The sequence below is a fragment of the Hyphomonas sp. genome (assembly GCF_022844445.1).
Taxonomy (GTDB): Bacteria; Pseudomonadota; Alphaproteobacteria; order Caulobacterales; family Hyphomonadaceae; genus Hyphomonas.
Map to the genome: position 1 here is coordinate 431,247 of NZ_JALHLS010000001.1, position 25,177 is coordinate 456,423.

The window sequence follows — 25,177 nt, forward strand, 5'->3', positions numbered from 1 at the left end:
AACCTCAGAGAACGGATGATCTATTCGAAGTCGCGGAAAACGTCGTCCGCCGAAATGTTCTTCTTGTAGGTCTCTTCCGGTTCCGGCTCGAAGGCCGGGGTATCTTGTGCAGGTGCAAGGCCGGGACCTTCCGAGCGGGCGGCCTTCTCGGCGTCCATCTTGCGACGTTTGTCGGCGGCCTTGGCGATCACTTCGTCCAGCTCGATCTGCGAGCAGAGGCCAAGCGTCACCGGGTCCACCGGTTTGATGTTGGTGGCATTCCAGTGGCTCTTGTCGCGCACGTTGTTGATCGTCGCCTTCGTCGTGCCGATCAGCTTGATGATCTGCGCGTCCGGAACTTCAGGGTGGTGACGGATAAACCAGGCCACGGCGTCCGGCTTGTCAGCACGCCGGATGACCGGGGTGTAGCGGCTGCCTTTGCGTTTCGGTTGCGGGATATGGTCGATGCGCGACTGGGCGACCTTCAGTTCGTGGTCGGGATCCTCCTCGCCGGCTGCGATTTCTTCGCGCGAGATGATGCCGCCGGCGATCGGGTCCACGCCGCGCATGTTCTCGGCCACGTCACCGTCGGCGATGCCCTTCACTTCCAGATGGTGCAAGCCGCAGAATTTCGCGATCTGGGCGAAGGTCAGCGTGGTGTTGTCGAGCAGCCAGACCGCTGTGGCGCGGGGCATCAGAACGTCGGACATTGGGATTCTCCTGAACTCGTGATCGCCGCCTGAAATGCAGCCGCCCGGCACTTGGGGTGCCGGGCGGGTCTGGTCCAGGACAGCTGGTACCTTGAACGGCGCTATACGTCAGAACAGCGCCGGAGGGAAGGGAGGGGCTGGAATCAGCCCTTCTTTACCGCCGCAGCAGGATTTTACCCGAATGGCCACCATGGTTCATGCGGGCAAGGGCGGCTTCCGCTTCGGCCAGCGGGAAGGCGCTGTCGAGCACCGGGCGGATGCGGCCGGACAGGACATGCGGCCAGAAATCCCGCTCCACCGCGTCACGGATGCGGCGCTTCTCCTTTACCGGCCGGGCGCGCAGGGTTGTGGCCATCAGCGAAAGGCGCTTCATCAGCACCGGTCCAAAATTCACGCTGGCGGCGAAACCATCCTGATAGGCGATGTTGATAATCCGGCCGTCCAGCTTCGCCGCCATGATGTTCTTCTGAATGTACTCGCCGCCCACCATGTCGAGCGTCACGTCCGCGCCGCCCTCGGCTTTCACCACCTCCTCAAAGGCCTCAGTGCGGTAGTTGATTGCCCGCGTCGCGCCGAGTTCACGGGCGAGCGCGCACTTCTCGTCCGACCCTGCTGTGCCGAAAATCTTCGATGCGCCCCACACCTTCGCCATCTGCAGCGCCATCACGCCGATGCCGCTGGTGGCGCCATGGCAGAGGAAGGTCTCGCCCGGCCTCAGGCCGGCCCGATCAAACACGTTTGCCCATACTGTGAACAGCGCTTCGGGGAAACAGCAGGCGAGCTGAAGGTCAAAGCCCGACGGCACCGGCAGGACCGAACCTTCATCCGCCACGACATGCGTCGCATATCCACCACCCGCCAGCAGCGCCGCCACGCGGTCGCCCGGCTTGTAGCGATCGGTGCCTGCGCCCACTGCGGCCACGATGCCGGAGACTTCAAGCCCGAGGATCGGCGAGGCGCCCGGCGGCGGCGGATAGGCGCCGGCCTTCTGCGCAAGGTCTGCACGGTTGAGTCCAGAAGCAGCCACCTCGATCAACACTTCGCCTTGTCCTGGTACGGGCATGGGCATTTCGGTCAGCGCCAACCGCTCACCGGCGGCGGCAAAGGCGGCTTTCATCGTGGCGGTCATGGCAGGCCTCTTCCGTGCAGGGGGCAAACAGGGATTGGGAGTCGCTTCTAGCCCGCCTTTCTGCTTTTCTGAAACCCGAGAGAAACGGGAGCCGCCCATGGCCATCCAGGATGAAGAACCCATCCGCGTCCGGCGTCCACAGGCGCTGGATCAGATGTCGGTCGAGGAGCTCGCCGTCTATATCGGCCAGCTGAAAACTGAAATTGCAGCCTGCGAAACCGAAATAGAGCGCAAGAAAGCGCAGAAGCGGGCCGCAGATGCCTTGTTCGGCGGTGGTAGTTAAGTCTCGTGAAAGGGCTGGCGGGCTAGTCTGGCAAACGCCGGATTTCGACGCGCGAAGGGTGGCATATGGCAGAACGTGATCCGGTCGGGCCTTCAGTGGGCCCTGAACCCTTTACCGGCGGCAAGCTGTTCGACACCGTGTTCACGCGCGGCATGGCGCTTGTGGAAGAAACAGCCTCTTATCTCGATGGACCTGGCCGCGAGCAGGCCAAGACGTTGCCCCGCGATGCAAGCCTCACCTATTCTGCCTGGAGCATGGAGCTGACGACGCGCCTGATGCAGGCGGCCTCCTGGCTTGTCATGCAGAAGGCCGTGCGCGACGGCGAGATGCGCCGAGAAGACGCCAGCGCCCGCAAGTACCGTATCCGCCGGGACGATCCGCCGCTCGATCCGGTTGCCCAAAAGGATCGGGGCTTGCCGCCGCGCTTCCTCGAACTCGTCGGACGGGCCGAGGCCCTTTACGAACAGATCTGCCGCCTTGATGAAGCGCTCTACCGTGGCACCACGGCCAAGCCGCCCGTAAACCCGGTCGTCGATCAGATTGCCCAGCTCCAGAAGGCCGCCGAAACCGGCGCTTTCGATCCGCTGATGGTCTGGCGGCGCTCCAAGTAGGGCGCGTCCCGCCGCAGGCCGTGCGCCGCCGCGCCGTTACAGCGCTCCGTAAGTGCGCAGGAATGCCGCCGACTGGTCGGCGCAGAAGCCTTCCTTTACCGGCGCCCGCATAATCGTCAGCCGGTGGAAAATCGGTCCGAGGAGCTGCTCGATAACGTCATCCAGCTCGAAATCGCGCCGAATCACACGTTTCGCGGCCAGTTCCGCCAGCAGCATGCGCAGCGGCTGGCGGATGTCGCGGCCCACCCAGGCGCGCCAGACTTCGCCGGCTTCCTTGTCATCGGCGGCCGCCAGCAGCGCGACGCGGAGCACGGCATGGCCCTGGCCCGTCCGGGCAGCGGCTTCCAGCGGGATGATCAGCGCAGTGATTCGCTCCTGCGGGTCGCGCCCGCCTTCCGGGGCGTCGGGGATCAGGGCGAGGGCCGCATCCACACACATCGCCCCGATAGAGGGCCACCAGCGATAGATCGTCTGTTTTGAGGCGCTTGCGCGCTTGGCAACCGAATCGACGCTGAACCCGCGCCAGCCATTCTCGGCCATTTCCTCGCGAGCAGCTTCCAGGATCGCGGATTTCGACACTTCGCTCCGCGTTGGCCCCTTCCTCGACTTTGCCGGGGCGCCTCCCGCGGCGGGGGCAGCGTTCTGCGTGTCGGTCGGCGTATCCATCGTGAACTCCTTGGGCCCCGCACGGGTTATAGCCGGAATCGGCGGCGGGGCGAAACAGATCGTTCCGTTCTAGATGCCAATTGGTTTCGAAATCGCTTGCGGCTGGCGAGGAATTGCGTATCTCGCCAGCGGTCCATAAGAAAAAACTATCAGGAGCAGAGATGAAAACTGTGGACGATCTCATCGCCGGCTATCGCCGGTTCCGCGCCGGCGTCTATGCCGAACAGGCCCAGCTCTACAAGGAACTCGGCGAGGGCCAGGACCCCGGTGTCATGCTGATCGCCTGCGCCGACAGCCGGGCCGAGCCTTCCGACATCTTCAACGCCGCTCCCGGCCAGATGTTTGTCGTGCGCAACGTTGCAAACCTTGTCCCCCCTTACAAGCCGGATGGCGGCCTGCACGGGGTCTCGGCCGCGCTCGAATTTGCCGTTCGCGTGCTGAAAGTGCGCCATATCGTGGTCATGGGCCATGGCGGGTGCGGCGGCGTCACCGCCTCGCTCATCGAATCGAAGAGCCCGCTTATTGGCGAATTCGTGACCCCCTGGGTCAAGCTGTTGGAAGCCGCCCGCGCCCGCGTGATGGAAAGCGGTTCGCTGAACCCGCAGTTTGCCCTCGAACTCGAAGGTATCGAAACCTCACTGGAAAACCTGATGAGCTTTCCCTGGGTCGCCGAAGCGGTTGCAGGCGGAGACCTCGAACTCCACGGCGCCTGGTTCGCCATCAAGCACGGCGAACTCCACTGGCGAAACCCGAAGACCAGGCGCTTCGAGATCGTCGCGCCCTGACAGGGAAGGGGGCAGCCCCGCGCCCACTTCCACTCTGAAAAACGGATCGCTATATCTCCCTCCGGAATGGGGACGTAGCTCAGATGGTAGAGCGCGGCGTTCGCAATGCCGAGGTCGGGAGTTCGATCCTCCTCGTCTCCACCATTCCGCTAAATGCTTGTCATCACCGCCGCGAACAGCGCCGACAGAAACATTGCCGCCCCGGCGCCCCGGTTGAACCAGCGCACGAAACCCGGTGACTGGAAGCGCGCATTCATGGTGTCGGCTAGCCAGGCATAGACCGCCAGCCCGAACATCTCGCACACCGTAATTGTCGCCATCATCACCAGCGTCTGCGGCATCACTGGCCTCGACACATCGAAATAGGACGGCAGCAGCAGGCCGAAGAAGACCAGAGCGTTCGGGTTCAGCATCTGCAAGCCCACACCGCGCAGGAACAGCTGACCTCTCGGCGGCGCATCTTCCGCCCGTGCGCGCGGCCGCGATGGGTCAGCGGTCGCGATCGACCAGGCCAGCCAGGCAATAAAGCCGACGCCGACGATCTTCAGTATAAGGAGCACTTGCGGAAACTGCGCCGCGAACGCGGCAAGCCCGGCCGCCGCCAGCGTAATCCAGACGAGGTTGGCGGCAGAGACGCCCAGCGCCGCAATCATCGCCGGCCCGAAGCGGTAGCGCAGCGACGTGCTCATCACCAGCATTACCGCCGGTCCGGGCGTCAGCCCGCCCGCAACGAACAGCGCCGCGAGGGCGGCCCAGATGGTGATATCCATGGCCGCGCCGTTCTATGTCCCGGGATGAGGCTTCAGCCTGCTGCCTTCGCCCGCTCGACGGCGTCACGGATCAGCTCGCGCGCCTTGTCGACGCCGTACCAGCCCTCGACCTTCGTCCACTTGCCGGTTTCGAGATCCTTGTAGTGCTCGAAGAAGTGCTGGATCTTGTCGATCAGGATCTGCGGCAGGTCGTGGTAGGTGGCGATCTTGTCGTAATAGGCGGTCAGTTTCGGGTGCGGCACGGCCAGCACCTTCTCGTCCGGGCCCTTGTCGTCGGTCATTATAAGAACGCCGACCGGGCGCACGCGCAGGACCGAGCCCGGCACCAGCGGGCGGTTGCCCACCACCATCACGTCGATCGGGTCGCCGTCGAGGCTAAGCGTATGCGGCACGAACCCGTAATTACAGGGGTAGCGCATCTCGGTATAAAGGAACCGGTCCACGAACATCGCGCCGGATTCCTTATCGATCTCATACTTGATCGCGTCGCCGCCTAGCGGCACCTCAACCAGCACGTTGACGTCATCCGGCGGATTGTTGCCCGTCTTGATCTTGGAAAGGTCCATGTCGCGCGTCCTCCGGAGCAGGAAAGTTTCAGCCGCCCCGATGACGCGCCGCAGCAATTTGGTCAAGGTGTCGGGGTCATCCGATGCGTTAATGCGGTTGTCAGCCATTCAGTAAGGCCGCGTCAGATTGGCGGGATGCGAAGCCTGAGCCTGACGTTGTTCGTCCCACTGCTGGCGGCCTGCGCTGCCGAGCCGGCTGGCCCGCCGCCTTCGGCGCTCCCTTATACCGAACTCGCGATCGCCGGCGAAAAGGGTGCCAATGGCATCTATGATCCTTCGGTAGAGTACGATCCTGCAGGAACGGGGTGGATGGCCTATTCCGGCGTCCGGGCAGGCCCTCAAGGCGAAGTCGAAACCCACATCGCCCGATCCACCGACCACGGCGCCAGCTGGCAGCATGTCACAACCGTCAACACCGTCTCACCGGCCACCGCCGTGCTGCCGACCGGCAAGACCGTCACCGGCAAATGGTGGCAGGAAGTATCGACACTCGTTCACGATCCGGCAGATTCCGGGCGGGAATGGAAGCTCTTCTGGCATCGCTACATCACGCAAATGCCGTACCGGACCGATGAAGACCGGCTGTTCGCCTACGGATGGATCGCCGTGCGCCACGCGCCTTCGCCTGAAGGACCATGGTCAGAAGAAACCGCGTTGATTGGCGCCGGACCATTTCCGCTGCCGCCCTTCGAAACCGCGTTCGACATCCGCGACCTGGGTGAGGCCTATGCGGACTACATCGTCCTGACCGAACCGGGCGCCCTGCACCATGAAGGCACCCTTTATCTCGCCCTGCAGGCCGTACGCGATCCGGCAAAGGGCGTGCACAAGCATGACATCATCCTCATTTCCAGCCCCGATCACGGGAAAACATGGTCCGGTGCCGGCAAGCCGCTCACCGCCGAAGCCGCAGCCGGATTCGGCGCAGCATGGTTCACCGGTCCAAGCCTTGCCGTCGAGGATGGCCGCACCTTCCTTCTCGTCTGTCCCGAGACGGTCTCCGAGGGCATGCAGGGACACCGGGGGACGCTCGTCTTCGAATTTGAAGACCTCGCGGCCGGGCGCCTGCGCAGGGATGCCGCCGGCGCGCCGCTGGTCGTGAAACAGATTGCTTCGACGCTTAGCGTCGGGGGGCAGGCAGACTATGATGGGCAGAACACCGCCGGCGGCGTTGTCGTTCCGCAGTTCGCCCTCGGCAACCTGCCGCGCGCCTTCCGCATTTACAACACGGGCGAAACCCTCACCGGCGACTAGCGGGCCCCTCTGGCTTCCAGCCAGCCGAGGATCAGCGCCAGCGCCTCGTCCCGGTCGAGATCGTTGAGCAACTCGTGATACCCTTCCGGGAAAATCCTCAGTGTCTTGTCGGTCGCCCGGATCATCCCGAAAAAGCGCTCGGAGCCCGAGGCGGGCGTCGCCGCATCCTTTGCTCCATGCACCACCAGCACCGGCACGCGCCAGTCATCATATCGGCGCCAGCCCTCTTCGGCCACGGAAACGGCGGTTGCGCCGAGCCGGGCAGGGGGCGGGAGCAGGCAGATCATCGGGTCTTCCCGGTAGGCCGCCACCTCCTCGGGAATGCGCGACAGGCTGTCCGGCGAAATCGGCGGCGTCAGCCGCGCGGCGGGCGCCACACTGGCCACGATCCCGGCCACCGCTTTCAGCATTGGGCTGATCGGCACCTCGATGGCGGGCGCGCTCAGCACCACGCCTGCCACCCCGGCGGGAGATTTTGCCACGCTCGCGGCCGTCAGCAGGCCGCCGAGGGAATGGCCCAGCAGGAACAGCGGCGTGCCATCTTCGGTCAGCGCCGCCCGCGCCGCGATATGCTCCCCCAGCGCCCGGCGCATGTCGGTCACCCCGCGCGTGCCCTCGGTGCGGCCATGGCCTTCCAGATCAAAGGCATGCACATCGAAGCCTGCCGCCGTCAGGTGCGGGATCAGCCGGTGGTAATGGTCGATGTAACGTTCGGCATACTCGCCATAGCCATGCGCCAGCAGCAGGCGCGCCTTCGGCGCGGGGCTGCGCCAGAGGTAGCCCGCCCGCCCGCGTCCGAAATCCCAGGCTTCGGTTTCAGGTGTCTGCATGCTTGCGCGCCTCCTGTCTCGGCCTTGATCCTGCGCGACTTTCGCGCCGGACACCAGATCAGGGGCGCGTCTCTTCGGCTGAATAAACGGTCATGTGGGTGCGCCCCGTCGACAGCGCCCGGATCTCCCGTACGAACGCATTGCTTTCCGGCACTGCAAAATGGGCTTTCAGCGCCGCCATGTCCGCCCACTGTTCCACGAACACCAGTCGCGCCGGGTTCTCGCAGTCGACATGCACATTGTGCGCGAAACAGCCAGGCTCCTTGCGTGAGCGCGCCGAATGTTCCGTGCACAAACGGGTAATTTCCGCTGCCGTTTCCGGCGAGGTCATCACATGGCCGATGACAAGGATCATGCCGGTCGCACCGCGTAATTGAAGCTTACGGAAATCCGCGCCTCTTCGGTCTGGCTCGGCATCACTTCATGCCGCAGCCAGCTTTCCCATAGCAGGCAGTGTCCTTCTGCCGGTGACACATACACGAACCGGCGCGCTGCCTCCGGCGCGGTATCGGTCAGCTGCGGCGCTGCCATCATCATCGCCAGGCGCGGGTCCTCGAACCTGATCCGTCCGGCGCCCTCGGGCACGCAGACATAATAAGTGCCTGAAATGACAGACCCCGGATGGATATGGCCCGAATGGTGTCCGCCTTCGCCCAGCACGTTTACCCAGATCGCATCCAGCTCCAGCGTAAGGGAGTCCATGTCCCAGTGCAGCGCCTTGGCATACTTCGCCGCCGCCTTGTCGAGATGCTTCTTCAGCGCCCCAACTTCCGGAAACCGTTGGGGCAGATCGTCAAGCGAAGCATACGACGTATACCCCGGATAGCCCTCGCGCTCGCACCAGTCATTCCCGGCCGTGTCGTCCTCGGATAATACCCAGATGGCGCGCTCGAGGCTTTCCCGAAGCGCCGCGTCGCCCACGGCAATTTCTTCGATCAGGGTGGTAAACAGCTGTCGCATGTGCGCCTCCGGTCTTGCGCCGTTACAGGCTCTTGCTCCTCGCTTCAAGCAGGCCTCCCATACGCGAAACGGCGATTGAACATCTCTTGATCGGGAGCTACAATTCCGGACAATAATTATCCGGAGTCCCCGCTCATGACCCTCCGCCTGCAGGCCCTGTTCTCTGCCGCTGCCGCGCTTCTCCTCCTCAGCCTGCCCCAGCCAGCGTCCGCGCGGAACTATCCTTGTCCCTCAGGCCCCGGCCCCGGCGAACAACAGATTGGTGTTACCGGCGGCTCGCACGGAATCGCCGCGACGCCGATCTGCGCGCAGACGGGCGGCGGCTACGGTTATGGAGATGGCGGCCCGGACGCCCCTCAAGGCCCGGCCTCTCCGCCGATTGACGTCGACAATTTCGTCGCCGTGGCCGGCCATCCCAAACAACGCGATGTCTGGGCCACCTGGGGTCAGTATTATCTCGGCGCCTCGGAGAAGGTCGTTCTTGCTGCCTGCGCCGCCACGATGGGGGAGGGGTGCTATATCATGGTCTCCGGCAAGAACATGTCGGTCGCCGCCGGAACCGACAAAACAGGCATCACTCACGCCGCGTTCGCGGAAACACCAAGGAAGGCAAAGGATGCGCTGTCCGCGCTCTGCAAGTCGCGCGGACAGTCCTGCAAGGTGATCGATGTGTTCGATGCGCAGATGCGCTCGGAGTTCATCGAAGTTGCCATTCTGTTGCGCGAGGATTTTGACCGGGAAGGCGTCTGGAAGTCCTACCACTTCCCGAAAGAGTCTGCCGTGACGCCGCCCGAGCCGGGTCAGCCGGATGCCGGCTTCGGCACGCTCACCGCGCAGGACTATGTTCTCAAGAAGATCAAGGTGGACGGCGCCGAAGTCGTTTCCTACTCCGTGAGCGGAACGTGGCTCATGAAGCGGGAAGGCACGAAGAAGGAAGCGAAGAAAGGCCTCGGCTGCTCCATCGCCTATCTGAACGCCGACCAGCGCCTCATCTTTGCGGGGCCAACTGGAACCCGCAAGGAAAGCGGCATCATGATCTCCGGCCCGGACATTCCGGCGGTGCCCGGGCCGCTTCAGGCCACCGCCACCCTCACCTCATCCTCGGGCACGCAGGACATTCCGGTCGTCATCCTTCCCGTCACCGGCACGGAATCGGCCTTCATTCTCGTCAGCGTAGACATCGACGCGACCGTGGCCAACTTCACGGATACGACGCCCTACAAGCTGGTGCTCGATGGCAACACGGTCCTCGACATGCAGGTCGAGGGCGGCATCAAGGCGAAGAACTTAATGCAGCAGTGCCGCCGCGGGAAGTGAGACGCTGGAGCGACTTCGCCGGCGCGTCCTGCTGCGCCGCCGCCATGCCCCAGCCATCATGGAAGCCCATCGCCTCGTGTTCCTAAAGGGTCTCCTCGTTCCAGTGCAGCGCGCGCCAGGGAACGTCTCCTTGTTGCTCCATACCAACCAGTCGGTGGTAACTGCGGCCCCCGGAACAGAAAAACCGTCCACACCTGCGCGTGGACGGTTCATAATCTCTCTTCCGGTCGCCCCGGCGTTACTCCGCGGGCAGCAGCCCTGCCGCCATCAGGCGCTCCATGATGATAGGCGCCAGCTTCTCCGGAATCTCCCCCGGCTCCGGCAGGCTCGTGAACACCCGCGACTCCGACAACACGCGCTCGCCCTGCCGGATCATGAAGCCCTCATAATCCTTCGCAGCCACCTGCCGGCAGATTTCGGTGTATTTATTCAGGCCTCCCGCATACGGCATGAACATCCGCGGCTTGCCCGGCACATTCGCGCCCATGTACCAGCTGTTGGCCTGAGGCAGCAGCGACGGCGTCACTGCCTCGGCCGAGTGCCGGCACCAGGCGGCTTCCGCCTCTTCGCTCGCCTCGATGCTCGTCTGCTGGCGCTGCTTCAGCGCCACGAGGCAATCGGCGACCCATTCCACATGCTGCTCGATCGAGTTGATCATATTGGTCAGCACCGACGGGCTGCCCGGTCCGGTGATCGTGAACAGGTTCGGGAATCCGGCCACCATCAACCCCAGATACGTGCGCGGCCCTTCGGCCCAATGGTCCTTGATCTGGCGTCCGCCGCGCCCGCGCAGATCGATCCGTTCGATCGCTCCGGTCATCGCGTCAAAGCCGGTCGCCAGCACAACGGCGTCAAACGCATACTCGCGCGCAGTGGTCTTTATGCCTTCCGCGTTGAAGCCGGCCAGCGGCTCCGCGCGCAGGTCCACAAGCGACACGTTCGGCCGGTTGAACGTGGCGTAATACCCTGTGTCCACGCACGGCCGCTTGGTGCCGAACGGATGGTCCTTCGGCGTCAAGAGGTCGGCTACCGCCGGGTCTTTGACCTGCTCGCGGATTTTCTCCGCGACGAATTCCTGGATGATGCGGTTGGCTTGCGGGTCAATCGACGTGTCGGCATAGGCGCCGAGAATGCGGAAACCGCCCCAGGCCCAGCGTCGTTCCAGCTCTGCGCGGATCTCCTCCGGCGCCGTCTCGGTGGCCATTGCGTCGGAGGCCTCGTTCTGGAAACCGCCCACCGTATCGCGCGAGGCGGCGCGGTAGCCGCGGGGGTCCTTCGACCAGGCTTCGAAGTCTGCGTCCGGAATCGGGCCGTTATGCGCCGGCATCGAATAGTTTGGCGTGCGCTGGAACACGGTCAGGTGTTCAGCTTGGCCGGCAATGATCGGGATGGACTGGATCGCAGAGGATCCCGTGCCGATGATGCCGACGCGCTTGCCGGAAAAATCTACCCCCTCGTGCGGCCAGCGCGAGGTGCGATAAACATCGCCCTTGAACGTGTCGATACCGGGGAAAGTGACATCCGTCGGAATCGACAGGCATCCCGTCGCCAGGATCAGGTGCCGGCAACGCACCGCCGGGCCCTTTTCCGTCTGAACAGTCCAGACCTGCGCCGCGTCATCCCAGTGCGCCGCCGTCACGCGTGTGTTGAAGCGGATGTCGCGCTTCAGGTCGAAGCGGTCGGCCACGTGCTCGGCATAGCGCAAGAGTTCTGGCTGCGGCGCATACCGCTCGGACCAGCGCCATTCCTTCTCCAGCTCCTCATCAAACCCGAAACTGTATTCCAGGCTCTGGATGTCCACGCGCGCGCCGGGATACCGGTTCCAGAACCAGGTGCCACCCACGCCGCTGCCCGATTCCACTACGGCGGCATTGAGCCCGAGCCCGCGCAGCTTGTGCAGCATGTACATGCCGGCAAACCCCGCGCCCACGATCAGGGCATCAATCGGCTGGGCAGAGGTGGACGGCGACGAAGTGGCCATGACGATGTCCCTTTTTCATGCGGAATGCGGAGCCCGCATCCAGATCGATCGCCCCTATTGATGCATGAATGTGGTCCGCCGGTATAGTCAGGCGCCCGGTTCACCTTGCGTCAGAGCATGAAAACTCTCGTGGCGCCTGGTTGCCTTGCAAGCTGGCCGGCTTGGCGCACGAGAGGACACAACCCACAAAGGAAAACCGTCCACACGCTTGTGTGGGCGGTTTCCGGGCGGATCCGCAAATCCGCAGGCAAGGGACCGCTTGCCTATTCGGGCTTGCGGAATTTAAGGGTCATGCGGTCGCTTTCGCCGATGGCCTTGTATTTCGCCGGGTCGAAGCCTTCCGGCGTCTTGCCTTCACGGTCGGTAGTCGCGCTGTTGGGCGGCAGGGTCCAAACGCCGAAGGGGTGGTCGGCGGTGTCGGCCGGATTGGCGTTGATTTCGCTGGATTCCACGAATTCGAAGCCGGCCGCCGTGGCCAGCGCCTTTACATAGTCCTCATGCACATAGCCGCTCGTCGCTTTCGGGTCCTGCGCCTGGGTGGAGGGCAGGCGGTGTTCCACCACGCCCAGCACGCCGCCCGGCTTCAGGGCCGAATAGGCGTCGGCGAAGAATTTCTCGGTATAGCCAGCCGACATCCAGTTATGCAGGTTGCGGAAGGTCAGCACCACGTCGGCGGTGCCTTCGGCGGTCAGCGGGCCGGAGGCGGCGGAGAAGGCAGTGTGTTCGATGGTGCCGAATTTCGGGTCGGCATAGGCCGCCTTGAACTCGGCAAGGCGCGCCTCGGTGCGCGCGCGGCGCTCCGGATCTTCGATTGAGGCGGCGTCGAAGCCAGCCGCGACCAGCGTGCCGCCGCCCGAGGCGAGCCAGGGGGCGAGGATATTGGTGTACCAGCCGCCGCCGGGCCACACCTCGACGACCTTGTCATCGGATTCCACGCCGAAGAATGTCAGCGTCTCGACTGGGTGGCGCCACTGATCGCGCGCTTTTTCCTCGGCGCTGCGGGCGTCGGAGGCGACCGCCTCGGCCAGCGTCATCGTGGGGGCTTCCTCGACCACGACCGCAGCGGCTTCCACCGAAGCGGGGGCAGGGGTTTTCGCCGGTGTGCAGGCGGCAAGGGCGAGGGCCGATACGGCCACGAGCAAAAGTGTTTTCATCGGTGTTTCTCCATCCCCGGGGGCTCTTGATAGACCCCATACGCTACCCACATAGGTCTTGTCACGGTGCCGCAAAGCGGGCCGCGGCTGGGGACGACCCTCCAGCGCCGGGTATCCGGGCCGGAGTTCTGTGCGTCCACACGTTTTGAATCCGGGCGGTAATTTACCACCCACAGTTGCTTTAAGCGAAAGGACTGTAAGAAATGAGCACGATTGACCTCACCCCCCTCTACCGCACGATGGTCGGCTTCGACCGCCTCGCCGGCATGATCGATCAGGCTTCCCGCCTCGATGGCACGCAGGGCTACCCGCCCTACAACATTGAACGCGTTGATGAAAATGCCTTCGCCATCGAGATTGCGGTCGCCGGTTTCACCGAGGCTGAACTCGACATCGAAACCAAGGAAGGCCTGCTGACGGTCGCCGGCAAGAAAGCGGAGAACGAAGATGCGGGTGGCCGCAATTTCCTCCACCGCGGCATCGCTCAGCGCAGTTTCATCCGCCGCTTCCAACTCGCCGATCACGTTCTTGTGACCGGGGCGAGCCTCGAGCATGGCGTGCTGCGCATCGACCTGATCCGCGAGATCCCGGAAGAGAAGAAGCCGCGCAAGATCGAGATCGGCGCCGCGGTTGCCCAGGGACAGGTTCCCGCCGAGCCGCGCCTGATCGGCAAGAAGAAGGCGAGCGACGCCGCCTAATCCAGCGCATACCCTCCGCGCACGGACGAACCCCCGCAGACTCCCCTGCGGGGGTTTTTCGTTTCAGCGGAAGAAGGTGGTCGCGCCGGCCGCTTCGAGGAAGGCGGGCAGGGCGGGGTTGCTCATGCGCGCCGCTGCCTCGGCTCGCACATTGCCAAAGGCCCGCGCGGCATAGGTTTGCGTGGCCTGCTCGAACAGGCCGTCATCGAAGGTGACCGAGAAGCGCTTCTTCTCGCGCGAGGCACTCGCGCCATTGGCGAAAGCCCAGGGTAGGTAGGTGCGTGAAACCTCGCCTTCAAAGATCGGCAGCAGCGTGGCCTCGAGCACCGACAGCGGCTCGAACGGCCCGGACGCTTTCGGGTTTTCCATATGCCCGCACCACGCGACCAGGAACGGCGCGCGCTCTTTCAGCCAGGTGCCTGGCGTCGGATCGGTCAGCATTTGCTGGTACTGCGCGGCAATCGCGAAGTCGGCGGCAGACGGGCGACCTCCGAAGATGAAGAGGTGGTTTTGCAGGTGCGTGTTGAGCCGCAGCGCAAAGCGCCGGTAGGAGCTTTCCAGCGTCGGGGCATTCTCGGGCTCCGCGCCCACCAGCGGCAAGCGGGCGAGCATGCGGGTCGCGATCTGTTTCGCCGGCGCCTTGAAGGCGCGTGGGCGCTTGCCGTCATTCAGCTGCACCAGAACGCGCAGCGCGGCCGCGTCGCGGTCGGGCTGCTGGCCCCAGCGTTGCTGGAACATGCACTTGTTGAGCCACTCGTCACCGTAGTCCTCGAGGATCAGCGACACGGCCTGCGCGGCAGGCTCTTCCGGCTGGGCGGGCGGGTCGGGGTAGGCGGCTTCCAGCGCGGCGAGGATCAGGGTCGAATCCTGTGCGGGCGGATGGGTCGGCGAGAGCAGCAATGGCACGGTCGGCGTCGCCGCGTTCTTGCGGAACTCGGCCTCGTTCGCCACCGAACGCGACACCCAGTCGAACGCCACCCCCTTGTACAGAAGCGCGGATCTCACCTTCAGCGAGTAGGGAGACGTCTCGGCGCCGAACAGGCGGTAGGCGGTCATCGGTTCACTCTTGATTGCTGGGGCCTGTCTAGGCAGTTCACGCCGGGCTGCCAAGCGCCGTTTGCCCGCGGCGCTTTTCGCCGCTAATCGCAGATGCGACAGGTTTGCGCCAAGGGACCGGCGCGGGGATCAGGAGATGGCAATGCGTGTCCTGCACGTGATGGCCGGCGCCGAAGAGGGCGGCGCCGAGAATATCATGCTCGAATCCGTGCTCGCCCTAGCGGCGGCCGGGCATGCGCAGCATGTCGTCACCCGCCCCGAGAACACATTCCGCATCGAGCAATTCACTTCGGCTGCCATTTCGGTCGACACCGCCAGCTTCAACCGCGCCTGGCCCTTCCCGACCCGCAAGGTGATCGAAAGGGCGGTTGCGGCCTTCAAGCCGGACGTCATCGAATACTGGATGGGGCGTGCCGGGCAGTTCGCCCCGGAGGCGCACCGCGCGCGTTCGATCGGCTGGTATGGCGGCTATTACAAGCTGGCGCGGTTCCGGAATTGTGACTGGCACGTCGGCCTGACGATCGACCTGCTCCGCCACATCCGGGAACAGGGCGTTGCCGAAGACCGCTCTGACATTATCCACACTTATGCGAACTTCCAGGGAGTGGCCCCGGCTGACCGCGCGGAGCTGACGACGCCGCCGAAAGTGCCGGTGGCGCTGTCGCTTGCCCGCCTGCACCAGAAGAAGGGTCTCGATACGCTACTGGAGGCCGCGGCAAAATTGCCCGACCTGTATCTCTGGATCGCGGGGGAGGGGCCGCTCGAGGCGGAGCTGAAAGCGCAATCGAAGCGTCTTGGCATCAACCACCGGGTGCGTTTCCTTGGTTGGCGCAATGACCGGGGCGCTTTGCTGGCGGCATGCGATGTGGTGGCGTTTCCGTCCCGGTACGAACCATTCGGCACGGTCATCGTGGATGCCTGGGCGGCGAGCCGCCCGCTGGTGGCAGCCGATGCGGTCGGCCCGGCGGCCTATGTGAAGGACGGGGTTAACGGCTTGCTGGTGCGGAAGAATGATGTCGACGCGCTCGCGGCGGCGCTGGGCCGGGTGATCTATGACCGGCAGCTGGCCGAGAAACTGGTGGCGGGCGGGCGCATGAGTTACGAGGCTCAGTTCACACGCGCTGCGTTCATCCGCGATTCCGAGGCGTTTTACGAGCGGGTCCGCGCATTTGCCGGACCCTTCGAGGGCTGATCACTTTCCATTTATTCCGAAGAACCTGTCATAAAGGCTCCGCTACCTTGATTTCGCGGCGGGCCTCCCATACGGCCAAGAGCGTAAAACACAGCCTGGGTAAGCATGAACGCGCACAACTTCCTTGCCTATGCCGACACGCTGTTCACGCCATCGGAGAGTTTCATCGTGCGCGGCTACCGCGCCTTCGATGCGCTGACGCCTATCTATGCGGGCCATGATGTGCGCGGGCCGGGACCGGCCGGCGCACATGTACTCGCGCTCGGCGCATTGCATGGGCTCACGGGCGAGGCGGGTTTCAAGCAGTTCGGGATCGTGTCAGCACGCCTGAAGAAAGAACTCGACCGCTGCAAGCTGGTGGCGATCCATGCCAGTTTCGGAAAGTCCGGCGCCTATGCTTTGCCGCTCGCGCGCCAGCTCGGCTTGCCCCTGGTGGTTACCTATTATGGCGGCGACGCGACGAAGCACAGCAATACGCGTGACAGCCTGCTTCGGGTATACAACCGGCGGCGGGAAGCGCTCTGGCGCGAGGCTGCCCTGATCCTTCCGTGTTCGGATTTCCTCCGGCGCGAACTGGCCGCGAAGGGCTGCCCGGAAAGCAAGATGATCGTGCATCACAATACCGCCGATGCCGAGCAGTTCCAGCCCGGCGCGAAACATAAGATCATTCTGTTTGCTGGCCGGTGGACGCACAAGAAGGGGATCGACACGCTGATCGGAGCCCTGGCGCGGCTGGGCCCGGCGCTGGCGGGCTGGCGCGTGCGCCTGCTTGGCGACGGCGAACTGAAGGGGCCCCTGATGTCCGAGCTGGCGGCGGCAGGTGTTGTTGCCGAATTGCCAGGATGGATTCCGGCGGACGAGATGCCGCGCCATTTTGCCGAGGCGATGATCGTCTGTGTCCCGTCGAAGCGCGCGCCGTCAGGTGACGCCGAAGGTCTGCCGCTCGTCTGTATCGAAGCGATGCTTTCCGGCTGCGCCCTGGCAGCGACACGGCATGCGGGCATTCCCGAATGTGTTCGTGACGGCGAGACCGGCTATCTCGTTGAGGAGAACGACGTCGAAGCGTTGGCAGACCGGATCGGAAAGATGATCGCCGATCCGGAAAGAACGCTTGAGATGGGCCGCAAGGGCCGCGCCCTGGCGCTGGCGGACTTCAATCTCGCTCACCAGTCACGCAAACTGCAGGATCATTTGCTGCGCGTGGCGCGTGAGGCCGGGACGCTGCCAAAGAACCAGGCATAGAGACGCGCGGCGCGGCGGCTGCCGATGCCGGTTTCAACACGCACGCAGGCGTCACGCAGGATGCGGATGCCATCGCGGGCGGTCGGGTGTGGGTCTTCGATGGCCACAACGACGCGGACGATACCGGCGCTGACGAGCTTGCTCGAGCAGGACGGCGCGCCGGTGGAGCGTTCGCGGCAGGGTTCAAGCGTGACATAGGCGGTCCCCCCCTTTGCCCGTAAGCCTGCCTCGTCCAGCGCGACCTCTTCCGCGTGCGGACGGCCGCCCTGGCCGGTAACGCCTTCGCCTACAATGTGTCCGTGCGCATCGAGAATCACGCAGCCGACAGACGGGTTTGCGTCCGTGAGGCCCTGGTTGAGTCCAGCCAGCGCCAGCGCGCGGCCCATCAGCCTGCGGTCGCGGCGCCGGGAGGACTTGAGGCTCACGGCAGCGCCGGAAGCTTCTGGGCGCGAGCGGCGTCGAGGTACTTCACTGAGATGGGCTTCAGCGCCGCGTCGAGTTCGATCAGCAACGGATTGCCGGTCGGAATCTCGAGGCCGGTGATCGTCTCGTCCGGCACATGGAAGAGATGCTTCACGAGGGCGCGCAGAGAATTGCCGTGCGCAGCGATCAGCACGTCATTGCCTGCCTTGAGTTTCGGCGCGATTCGTTCCTGGAAATAGGGGAGCACGCGGTCCAGCGTGGTCTTCAGGCTTTCCGTGTCCGGAATATTGATTCCGCGGTAACGCGGATCGGTCGAAAGATCCCAGGTGCTGCCGACTTCCAGCGGGGGCGGTGGGATGTCGTAGCTGCGGCGCCAGACATGCACCTGTTCCTCGCCATGCTTGGCGGCGGTCTCGGCCTTGTCGAGACCGGTGAGGCCGCCATAGTGGCGCTCGTTCAGATGCCAGTCCTTCTCGACCGGGATCCAGGCGCGTTTCATTTCAGTCAGTGCCAGCCAGAGGGTGCGGATGGCGCGCGTCTGGACGCTGGTGAAGGCATACCGAAAATCCGCGCCCGTGGCGGCGAGCAGCAGGCCCGACGCCTTCGCTTCCGCTTCGCCCTGCGCGGTGAGGTCGGCGTCCCACCAGCCGGTGAAACGGTTTTCGAGGTTCCAGGCGGATTGTCCGTGGCGGATGAGGGCAAGCTTGGTCATGCGGGTCCTGATGGGTCTGGCGAAGAGCTGGGCGCGTTATGCGTCGCAATCTGTGGGGAATTCAAGCGTCCATGACGCGGATCAGCTCTGCAAATGCGAGCACGACATGGTAGCCGGTGGAGGCGGGCATGTCGGTTGCGAGAACTGTGCCGTCGGCGGCGAAATGGTCGATCCAGCCGCCGTCTTCGGTGAGGTAGTCATCCATCAGCACATCAAAGCTGCGGCAGGCGGCAGCGGCGTAGCGGGCATCGCCGCGCTGTTCGTACATGGCGAGATGCGCCTTCAGCGCCTCGGTCTGCGGCCAGGTGCGGCGGGAAGGATCATGCGGCGCGCCCGCGCGCGTCACTTCCTGCACCGCGCGGCCCGCGTCATCGAGGGTCGAGACGGCGAAGGCGTAAAGGCGCTGCGCGGCATCGGGCAGGGGCTTGCTCGCGAGACGCGACCAGGTGTGGAGCAACCAGACCCATTCGAACTGGTGGCCCGGCTCGACAATGAGAGCTGCATCGCCGTCCGGCGGTGACCAGTCGGCTTTGAACGTCTCGCCGAGGAGGCCGCCGCCGCCGGCGGTAAAGCGGCTCTCGAACAGGCCGACGATTTCGGAGGCGCGGGCGAAATGGCCTCCGTCCGGATCTGCGCGGTGCAGCGCCAGGCAGGCTTCCAGAAGGTGCATGTGCGGGTTCTGCAGGCGGGTTGCGGGCGCGGGCAGTGTTTCGGCATAGCCGCCGTGGACCCTGTCGCGCGCCAGCCGATCGAGCGCGCCGAGGATGGCCCCCGCGGCGGTGAGGAGTGGCGCAGCGGGCGCTGGCCCGCGCGCCGCTTCGGCCAGCGCATAGAGGACGAAGGCGGTGTCGTAGAGATCGGCCGCGGCATCAGCGAAACCGCTGCCGTCGGCGCGCAGGATCCTGCCGGGCAGGCCATTTGGCGCAATTGCCGCGCCGGTGAGGACAGCGACGCCAGACTGGACGAGGCGGGCAGCGGTGTCGCGCTTCCAGCCGAGCCGCCAGGCTTCGGTAAAGACGTAGGTCTGGCGGGCCTGTACGCGCACGCGGGTACCCTCGCGGGCCAGCTCGTCATGATTGAGCGACAGGACTTCCGGGAAGTATCCCGCCGGCGTCAGGCCATGTTCCGCCCAGAGCGGGAAACAGCTTTCTGAGAGCCAGGAGCGCGCTTCCTTGGCACGTCGCTTGAGAGCGCTTGTCGTCATCTTGTGCCAGGTCTCCCGAAGGCAGGCGGCGCGGTGCAAATGGCTCGCCAATCGGCCCGAGACCCTGCTAACAGGAGCGTCCGGCCTTGGCCAGCCGGGCCAGAACCGCGGAAGGACAATCATGCCCGATCGGATTTTCTTTCCACTCGCCGGCCTGCTGATACTGGTGATGGTTTACCTGGGAATCCAGCCGGGCATCGGCCAGCTACCGACCGGGCCGGTGGCGGGCGACGGGGTCAATTATGACCGGCTCGTGATCGACGGGACCTATCTCAACAAGGTGATCGCGGGGGGTGAGGCGCGCACAAAACTGCTGCGCACGCAGGATCGCGGCTATGTGTTGCAGGTCGACGCGGCAAAGGACGCTCTGGATGTCGAGCCGGAACTGGGTCCGCACTTCCGGCTGGCGCCTGATATAGAGACTCAGATGTCCGGGCGCACGATCCGCGTGACCGTGCGGGCGCGGCCGGCGGGGCAGCAGCCCGCGGCGCAGATCCAGGTGAACTATTCGGCCGGGCGTGTGGGCCAGTCCGGCTGGAGGGTGTTCGACCTGAAAAAAGGGTCTGCCGAATACAGTTTCGAATATGCGGTGCCGGTCATGTCCGGGGAGCAGGGGGTCGACTATATCGGCGTGCGTCCCGTGGTGACCGAAGGACGGCGCGGCGTGCTGGTCGACGCCGTGATCGTCGAACGGCTGTCCTGAGCGGTTTGCCTATCACGCCGGGCCTGCCTAATTACACGTGAGCAGAGATTGCGAGGAGACGCCGCGATGCGTTCGATCATCACCCTTTTCAGCGCGGCCGTTCTGGCGGCCTGTGCCAACAGCCCCGTTCCGGAGACCCAAGTGACCGCCGATCCCGCCGCGAAGACTGTCCCGTTTGATGCCGCCACCCATCTCTGGCTCGAAGAGGTGGAAGGCACCGAGGCGCTCGCCTGGGTGACGGCGCAGAACACGCGCACGCTGGCAGAGCTGGAAGCTGATCCCCGCTATGCCGGCTTCGAGAAGGCGGCGCTGGACGTGCTGAACTCGAGCGAGCGGATTCCGTACGGCTCGGTGCGCGACGGCTTCGTCTACAATTTCTGGCAGGACGACGTGAACGTGCGCGGGCTTTGGCGCCGCACGCCGGTCGCATCCTACAAGACGGACGCACCGGCCTGGGAGACGATCCTCGACTTCGACAAGCTGGCCTCAGACGAAGGCAAGAACTGGGTTTTCAAGGGCGCGGACTGTTTCCGTCCGAAGTCAGGCGCGAAGTATAGTTGCCTCCTGTCGCTGTCAGACGGCGGCAAGGACGCGGTGGTCAACCGCGAATTCGACATCGATACGAAATCCTTCGTGGGCGGCGGGTTCGTGACGCCGGAGGCGAAGCAGGGCCTGGCCTGGGCAGGTGCCGACACGCTGCTGATCGCGACCGACTGGGGCGCGGGCACGCTGACGGAGTCGGGCTATCCCTTCGTGGTGAAGCGCTGGGCGCGCGGCACGGCCCTGGAGAGCGCAGCCGAAGTGCTGCGCGGCAAGGTCACGGATGTCGGCGTATGGCCGATGGTGATGAAGCTGGAAGATGGCCGCGTGCTGCAGGGCGCGGTGCAGGCTGAGACTTTCTTCACATCGAAGTATTTCTGGCTGCCGGACGGGGAGAGCACGGCCGTACAATGGCCGATCCCGCTGAAATCCTCGCCGAAGGGTATCTACAAGGGCCAGTTCCTGTTCTCGCTGGAGCAGGACTGGACGCCGGACGGGCAGGACGCCTTCAAGGCGGGCGACCTCGTCGCCTTCGAGCTTGAAAAGTTCCTCAGCACACGGACACTTCCACCGGTGAGCTTGGTCTTCCGCCCGACGGAAACGCAGGCGGTAGACGGCGTGGCGGTGGCCAAGGGCGCTGCGCTGCTGGCGATCAGCGACAATGTGGTGGGTAAGGTGTTGCGGCTTGAGCCCTCCGTCGGCGGATGGACGACCACGCCGGTCAACCTGCCGGGCGCGGGCCAGGTGTCGATCGCGTTCTCGGATGAGGACGAGACGGCGGTGTTCCTGAACTATGAGGATTTCCTGACGCCGTCCTCGCTGCTGGACTATGACATCGCGACCGGCGCAGTGACGAGCCTCAAGAGCCTGCCGGCGAAGTTCGACACCACCGGCCTCAAGGTCGAGCAGTTTTTCGCGACCTCGAAGGACGGCACGCGGGTTCCCTACTTCATCATCCACCGCGCAGACATGAAGCTCGATGGCACGACGCCGACCCTGCTCTATGGCTATGGCGGGTTCCAGGTGTCTATGACGCCGGCCTACAGCGCCGTGATGGGCCGCAACTGGCTGGAGCAAGGCGGCGCCTATGTGATGGCGAACATCCGCGGCGGCGGCGAGTTCGGGCCGAACTGGCACCAGGCGGGCCTGAAGCTGAACCGCCAGCGCATCTATGACGACTTCATCGCGGTCGGCGAAGATCTCGTGGCGCGCAAGGTCACCGCGCCGGAGCATCTCGGCATCATGGGCGGCTCAAACGGCGGCCTCCTGATGGGCGTGATGCTGAACCAGCGGCCGGACCTCTGGAACGCCGTGGTCGTGCAGGTGCCGCTACTCGACATGCTGCGCTATCACCTGCTGCTGGCGGGCGCGTCCTGGGTCGATGAATATGGCTCGCCGGAGGTGCCGGAAGAGCGCGCCTTCCTGGAGACGATTTCGCCCTACCAGAACTTTGATCCGTCGAAGGCCTATCCGGTGCCCTTCTTCGTGACCTCGACGAAGGACGACCGCGTGCACCCCGGCCATGCCCGCAAGCTGGCCAAACGCTTTGAGGAAGCCGGCCTGCCGTTCTACTATTTCGAGAATATGGACGGCGGCCATGCCGCAGCGGCGGACCAGACCGCGCGGGCGAAGCGCTCGGCGCTGGAATACACCTACCTCGCGCGGCAGCTATTTTCGACGGCGGGGGAGTAGGGTCTGGACACGATTAGAGTGGCGGCTTTTGGCGGACTTTTTCAACATAATCGGCTATTTCCCGTCGTTCGAGATTCGCATCGCCCCGCTCCCCGCCGGTGTGAATTGTCCGGCCCCGGCGAATGTGGCACTCTGCTGACATGAGACTGGACGCGCCCGGCCTGACCGTTGCCGATGTTCGGCTGGACCTCCTGTCGGAGGCACACCGGGTCGCACTGGCGGCGTCGGGCGCTGTGGAGGCGATGTGGGACTGGATGCCCGTCATCCCCACCGGCACCAATTTCGATGCCTATTTCGACCACACGCTCGCCGATGCGAAGGATGGCCGCTCGATCCCGTTTGCCGTGACGCGGGTGTCTGACGGCGCGTTTGCAGGCGTCGCGGCCTACCTGGAAGTCTCGCGCACCCACCGGCGCCTCAGGATCGGTTACCAGTGGCACCCGGAGGTGATGCGCAGCGGCGTCGTGCCAGCGGCCACCGCCCTTGCCCTGATCGGCCGGGCAAAGGCCTGCCGTATCCGCCGCATCGAATACATGATCGATGAGGAGAATGTCGCGGCGATCAAGTCGGTCGAGCGGATCGGTGCGGCCCGGGAAGGGGTCCTGCGCAGCCATATGCGGGCCGCAAAGGGCACATGGGCGAATATGGCCTTGTATTCTTTGGTGGATTCGGAGATCCGGACCGCCATGATCCTGCTGCAGGAAAGGGTCCGGGCGCTGCAGATTGCTTGACCTATGGAAAAGGTCATGCTTTAGGCCCGCCCACATCTCGCGCATTGAAGAAGCGCGCCCTGACCAGCACATGTTCCTAGGGGAACGGGAGGCGGCGGGGCCCCCTGCCTGGCGAAGTCTCGCTCGGCGGGGATTTTCTGCTTTGTGTCCGATGAGGAGAAATTTGCGATGTTCGACGCCCTGAGCGAACGCCTTGGAAGTATCTTTGACGGCCTGACCGGGCGCGGTGCGCTGTCGGATAAGGACGTGAACGAAGCGCTGCGCGAAATCCGCGTCGCGCTGCTCGAGGCGGACGTCGCGCTGCCGGTGGTGAAGGACTTCATCGACAAGGTGCGGACACGCGCTGTCGGCGAAGAGGTTATCCGTTCGGTGCGCCCCGGCCAGCAGGTCATCAAGATCGTCTATGACGCCCTCGTCGAAATGCTCGGCGCGGACGAAGAGGAATCCCACCTTCGCGTCGACGTGCCCCCGGCAGTCGTGATGATGGCAGGCCTCCAGGGCTCGGGTAAAACGACCACGACCGGCAAGATTGCCAAGCGCCTCGCCGACCGCGGCAAGAAGCGCGTGCTGCTCGCCTCGCTGGACGTGCGCCGCCCGGCGGCGATGGAGCAGCTCGCGATCCTCGCGCAGCAGGCCGGGCCGAATGTCAGCTCACTGCCGATCATCGCCGGCCAACTGCCGGCAGACATCGCGCGCCGCGCTGTGCAGGCCGCCAAGATCGGCGGCTATGACGTTCTCTTCCTCGATACTGCAGGCCGCACCTCGATCGACGAGCAGATGATGAGTGAGGCGGCCGAGATCGCCGCCATCGCCAATCCCTCGGAAGTGCTGCTGGTCGCCGATGCGCTGACCGGCCAGGACGCCGTCGAGACCGCCCGTCGCTTCCACGAACGCCTGCCGCTGACCGGACTCGTCCTGACACGGATGGACGGCGACGGACGCGGCGGCGCCGCGCTCTCGATGCGCGCCGTCACCGGCCTGCCGATCAAGTTCCTCGGCGTCGGCGAGAAGCTTGACGGGCTCGACAATTTCGACGCCAAGCGCGTGGCAGGCCGCATCCTCGGACAGGGCGACATCGTCAGCCTCGTCGAGAAAGCCGCCGAGCAGATGGACGCGGAAAAAGCCGAGCGGATGGCCGCGAAGCTGAAGAAAGGCGAATTCGATCTAGACGATCTGGCTGAACAATTGCGCCAGATGCAGCGCATGGGCGGCATGAGCGGCATCATGGGCATGATGCCGGGCGTACGCAAAGCCAAGGAAGCGATGGCGAACATCGACGACCGCATGCTGAAGCGCCAGGAGGCGATCATCCTCTCGATGACGAAGGCGGAGCGGCGCAAGCCGGCGCTGCTGAACGCCTCGCGCCGCAAGCGCATCGCGGCGGGCGCGGGCGTCGAAGTGTCGGACGTCAACAAGCTGCTGAAGATGCACCTGCAGATGTCCACCATGATGAAACAGATGCGCACCAAAGGCGGCATGAAGAACATGCTCGGCATGGCGCAGCAGGCGGGCCTGAAGCCGGCAGACCTCGCCAAGATGGGCGGCATGGGCGGCGGCGGAATGCCAGGCGGCCTGCCGGGTGGTCTGCCCGGTATGGGCGGACCCTCTGCAGGCGGACTACCCGGCCTCGGCGGCGGCACGCTGCCCGGCCTTCCCGGGAGCAAGAAGAAATGACCAACCCTGATCAGACCCTCGCCCTGTTCCAGCTGAACCAGCTGCGCAGCTCGATCGACAACATGGACTCGATCCTGATCCACACGCTCGCCGAGCGCTTCAAGCTGACCCAGCAGGTCGGCAAGCTGAAGGCGCTGCACAATATGCCGCCAGCGGACAAATCCCGCGAGGCCCAGCAGATCGAGCGCCTGACTCGGCTCGCCCATGAATCCGGGCTCGACCCGGCCTTCGCCGAGAAATTCCTTACTTTCATCGTGGCGGAAGTCATCCGCCATCATGAGCAGATCCGCGGCCGCGAGGCCGAGTAACACCGAA

The 25,177-nt window shown here is 64.7% G+C and carries 27 protein-coding genes and 1 tRNA gene; 14 read left to right on the plus strand and 14 right to left on the minus strand.

Annotated elements, in window-relative coordinates; translation table 11 throughout:
- Positions 1 to 20: 20 nt before the first annotated feature.
- Positions 21 to 689, minus strand: a complete 669-nt coding sequence (locus tag Q0C17_RS02310; RefSeq protein WP_291200701.1) for a cell cycle transcriptional regulator TrcR — start codon at positions 687 to 689, stop codon at positions 21 to 23.
- Between the two features lie 154 nt (positions 690 to 843).
- Positions 844 to 1,818: an NAD(P)H-quinone oxidoreductase gene (locus tag Q0C17_RS02315; protein WP_291200704.1), complete on the minus strand. Its 975-nt coding sequence runs from the start codon at positions 1,816 to 1,818 to the stop codon at positions 844 to 846.
- A gap of 97 nt (positions 1,819 to 1,915) precedes the next feature.
- Here Q0C17_RS02315 and Q0C17_RS02320 point away from each other — a divergent pair, with 97 nt between their 5' ends.
- On the plus strand, positions 1,916 to 2,101 hold the full coding sequence (locus tag Q0C17_RS02320) for a DUF1192 domain-containing protein (protein WP_291200708.1): 186 nt from the start codon (positions 1,916 to 1,918) through the stop codon (positions 2,099 to 2,101).
- A gap of 65 nt (positions 2,102 to 2,166) precedes the next feature.
- On the plus strand, positions 2,167 to 2,712 hold the full coding sequence (locus tag Q0C17_RS02325) for a DUF1465 family protein (protein WP_291200711.1): 546 nt from the start codon (positions 2,167 to 2,169) through the stop codon (positions 2,710 to 2,712).
- Between the two features lie 36 nt (positions 2,713 to 2,748).
- Here the strand turns inward: Q0C17_RS02325 and Q0C17_RS02330 are convergent, their stop codons facing one another.
- Positions 2,749 to 3,378, minus strand: a complete 630-nt coding sequence (locus tag Q0C17_RS02330; RefSeq protein ID WP_291200716.1) for a TetR/AcrR family transcriptional regulator — start codon at positions 3,376 to 3,378, stop codon at positions 2,749 to 2,751.
- 161 nt (positions 3,379 to 3,539) lie between these two features.
- Between Q0C17_RS02330 and Q0C17_RS02335 the strand changes: the two genes are divergently transcribed.
- Both Q0C17_RS02335 and Q0C17_RS02340 read left to right on the plus strand, forming a co-directional pair.
- Positions 3,540 to 4,163, plus strand: a complete 624-nt coding sequence (locus Q0C17_RS02335; protein ID WP_291200719.1) for a carbonic anhydrase — start codon at positions 3,540 to 3,542, stop codon at positions 4,161 to 4,163.
- Between the two features lie 68 nt (positions 4,164 to 4,231).
- Positions 4,232 to 4,307, plus strand: a tRNA-Ala gene (locus Q0C17_RS02340).
- Positions 4,308 to 4,312: 5 nt separating this feature from the next.
- Here the strand turns inward: Q0C17_RS02340 and Q0C17_RS02345 are convergent.
- A complete protein-coding gene (locus Q0C17_RS02345; RefSeq protein ID WP_291200722.1) occupies positions 4,313 to 4,933 on the minus strand; it encodes a LysE family translocator in 621 nt (206 codons plus the stop codon).
- A 32-nt stretch (positions 4,934 to 4,965) separates the two neighbouring features.
- Positions 4,966 to 5,499 (minus strand): inorganic diphosphatase, encoded by a 534-nt coding sequence (gene ppa, locus Q0C17_RS02350; protein WP_291200724.1) that lies wholly within the window; start codon positions 5,497 to 5,499, stop codon positions 4,966 to 4,968.
- Between the two features lie 135 nt (positions 5,500 to 5,634).
- On the opposite strand from ppa, the gene Q0C17_RS02355 reads away from it, so the two are divergent.
- On the plus strand, positions 5,635 to 6,753 hold the full coding sequence (locus Q0C17_RS02355; protein ID WP_291200726.1) for a sialidase family protein: 1,119 nt from the start codon (positions 5,635 to 5,637) through the stop codon (positions 6,751 to 6,753).
- Here Q0C17_RS02355 and Q0C17_RS02360 read toward each other — a convergent pair.
- From Q0C17_RS02360 to Q0C17_RS02370, 3 genes are read right to left on the minus strand one after another with little or no spacing between them, the layout of a single operon-like run.
- A complete protein-coding gene (locus tag Q0C17_RS02360; RefSeq protein WP_291200729.1) occupies positions 6,750 to 7,583 on the minus strand; it encodes an alpha/beta fold hydrolase in 834 nt (277 codons plus the stop codon). The two genes, Q0C17_RS02355 and Q0C17_RS02360, sit on opposite strands and share 4 nt — an antisense overlap.
- Before the next feature lie 58 nt (positions 7,584 to 7,641).
- On the minus strand, positions 7,642 to 7,938 hold the full coding sequence (locus Q0C17_RS02365; RefSeq protein WP_291200732.1) for a putative quinol monooxygenase: 297 nt from the start codon (positions 7,936 to 7,938) through the stop codon (positions 7,642 to 7,644).
- Positions 7,935 to 8,543 carry a TIGR02466 family protein gene (locus Q0C17_RS02370; protein WP_291200735.1) on the minus strand — a complete coding sequence of 203 codons (609 nt, stop codon included), beginning with the start codon at positions 8,541 to 8,543 and terminating at the stop codon, positions 7,935 to 7,937. Before Q0C17_RS02370 ends, Q0C17_RS02365 begins: the two co-directional genes overlap by 4 nt.
- Before the next feature lie 135 nt (positions 8,544 to 8,678).
- Between Q0C17_RS02370 and Q0C17_RS02375 the strand changes: the two genes are divergently transcribed.
- Positions 8,679 to 9,860 (plus strand): DUF4189 domain-containing protein, encoded by a 1,182-nt coding sequence (locus Q0C17_RS02375; RefSeq protein WP_291200737.1) that lies wholly within the window; start codon positions 8,679 to 8,681, stop codon positions 9,858 to 9,860.
- Positions 9,861 to 10,098: 238 nt separating this feature from the next.
- On the opposite strand, the gene Q0C17_RS02380 is transcribed toward Q0C17_RS02375, so the two are convergent.
- Positions 10,099 to 11,841, minus strand: coding sequence for an NAD(P)/FAD-dependent oxidoreductase (locus Q0C17_RS02380; RefSeq protein ID WP_291200739.1), 1,743 nt, complete (start codon positions 11,839 to 11,841; stop codon positions 10,099 to 10,101).
- A 263-nt stretch (positions 11,842 to 12,104) separates the two neighbouring features.
- The gene (locus Q0C17_RS02385; RefSeq protein WP_291200742.1) at positions 12,105 to 12,995 is read right to left on the minus strand and encodes a hypothetical protein; all 891 of its coding nucleotides are present in this window, start codon (positions 12,993 to 12,995) and stop codon (positions 12,105 to 12,107) included.
- A 203-nt stretch (positions 12,996 to 13,198) separates the two neighbouring features.
- On the opposite strand from Q0C17_RS02385, the gene Q0C17_RS02390 reads away from it, so the two are divergent.
- Complete coding sequence (locus tag Q0C17_RS02390; protein WP_291200745.1) at positions 13,199 to 13,693, plus strand: Hsp20 family protein; 495 nt, start codon at positions 13,199 to 13,201, stop codon at positions 13,691 to 13,693.
- Positions 13,694 to 13,756: 63 nt separating this feature from the next.
- Here the strand turns inward: Q0C17_RS02390 and Q0C17_RS02395 are convergent, their stop codons facing one another.
- Complete coding sequence (locus tag Q0C17_RS02395) at positions 13,757 to 14,749, minus strand: glutathione S-transferase family protein (RefSeq protein ID WP_291200748.1); 993 nt, start codon at positions 14,747 to 14,749, stop codon at positions 13,757 to 13,759.
- Between the two features lie 142 nt (positions 14,750 to 14,891).
- Between Q0C17_RS02395 and Q0C17_RS02400 the strand changes: the two genes are divergently transcribed.
- Positions 14,892 to 15,941 carry a glycosyltransferase gene (locus Q0C17_RS02400; RefSeq protein WP_291200751.1) on the plus strand — a complete coding sequence of 350 codons (1,050 nt, stop codon included), beginning with the start codon at positions 14,892 to 14,894 and terminating at the stop codon, positions 15,939 to 15,941.
- A 105-nt stretch (positions 15,942 to 16,046) separates the two neighbouring features.
- A complete protein-coding gene (locus Q0C17_RS02405) occupies positions 16,047 to 17,183 on the plus strand; it encodes a glycosyltransferase (RefSeq protein WP_291200754.1) in 1,137 nt (378 codons plus the stop codon).
- On the opposite strand, the gene Q0C17_RS02410 is transcribed toward Q0C17_RS02405, so the two are convergent.
- From Q0C17_RS02410 to Q0C17_RS02420, 3 genes are all read right to left on the minus strand, one after another.
- Entirely contained in the window at positions 17,129 to 17,608 is a 480-nt protein-coding gene (locus Q0C17_RS02410; RefSeq protein ID WP_291200757.1) for a bifunctional diaminohydroxyphosphoribosylaminopyrimidine deaminase/5-amino-6-(5-phosphoribosylamino)uracil reductase RibD, read from the minus strand. The genes Q0C17_RS02405 and Q0C17_RS02410 overlap by 55 nt on opposite strands.
- Positions 17,605 to 18,318 (minus strand): 2,3-diphosphoglycerate-dependent phosphoglycerate mutase, encoded by a 714-nt coding sequence (gpmA, locus tag Q0C17_RS02415; RefSeq protein WP_291200760.1) that lies wholly within the window; start codon positions 18,316 to 18,318, stop codon positions 17,605 to 17,607. The genes Q0C17_RS02410 and gpmA overlap by 4 nt, the downstream gene beginning before the upstream one ends.
- 61 nt (positions 18,319 to 18,379) lie before the next feature.
- Positions 18,380 to 19,522, minus strand: coding sequence for an AGE family epimerase/isomerase (locus tag Q0C17_RS02420; RefSeq protein WP_291200763.1), 1,143 nt, complete (start codon positions 19,520 to 19,522; stop codon positions 18,380 to 18,382).
- A 121-nt stretch (positions 19,523 to 19,643) separates the two neighbouring features.
- Here Q0C17_RS02420 and Q0C17_RS02425 point away from each other — a divergent pair, with 121 nt between their 5' ends.
- The 5 genes from Q0C17_RS02425 to Q0C17_RS02445 all read left to right on the plus strand — a co-directional run bounded on the left by Q0C17_RS02425 (position 19,644) and on the right by Q0C17_RS02445 (position 25,170).
- Positions 19,644 to 20,225 (plus strand): hypothetical protein, encoded by a 582-nt coding sequence (locus Q0C17_RS02425; RefSeq protein WP_291200766.1) that lies wholly within the window; start codon positions 19,644 to 19,646, stop codon positions 20,223 to 20,225.
- A 66-nt stretch (positions 20,226 to 20,291) separates the two neighbouring features.
- Positions 20,292 to 22,457, plus strand: a complete 2,166-nt coding sequence (locus Q0C17_RS02430; RefSeq protein WP_291200769.1) for a prolyl oligopeptidase family serine peptidase — start codon at positions 20,292 to 20,294, stop codon at positions 22,455 to 22,457.
- 140 nt (positions 22,458 to 22,597) lie between these two features.
- Positions 22,598 to 23,188: a GNAT family protein gene (locus Q0C17_RS02435; RefSeq protein ID WP_291200771.1), complete on the plus strand. Its 591-nt coding sequence runs from the start codon at positions 22,598 to 22,600 to the stop codon at positions 23,186 to 23,188.
- A 168-nt stretch (positions 23,189 to 23,356) separates the two neighbouring features.
- Positions 23,357 to 24,862: a signal recognition particle protein gene (gene ffh, locus Q0C17_RS02440; RefSeq protein WP_291200773.1), complete on the plus strand. Its 1,506-nt coding sequence runs from the start codon at positions 23,357 to 23,359 to the stop codon at positions 24,860 to 24,862.
- Positions 24,859 to 25,170 carry a chorismate mutase gene (locus Q0C17_RS02445; RefSeq protein WP_291200775.1) on the plus strand — a complete coding sequence of 104 codons (312 nt, stop codon included), beginning with the start codon at positions 24,859 to 24,861 and terminating at the stop codon, positions 25,168 to 25,170. The genes ffh and Q0C17_RS02445 overlap by 4 nt, the downstream gene beginning before the upstream one ends.
- Positions 25,171 to 25,177: the final 7 nt, after the last annotated feature.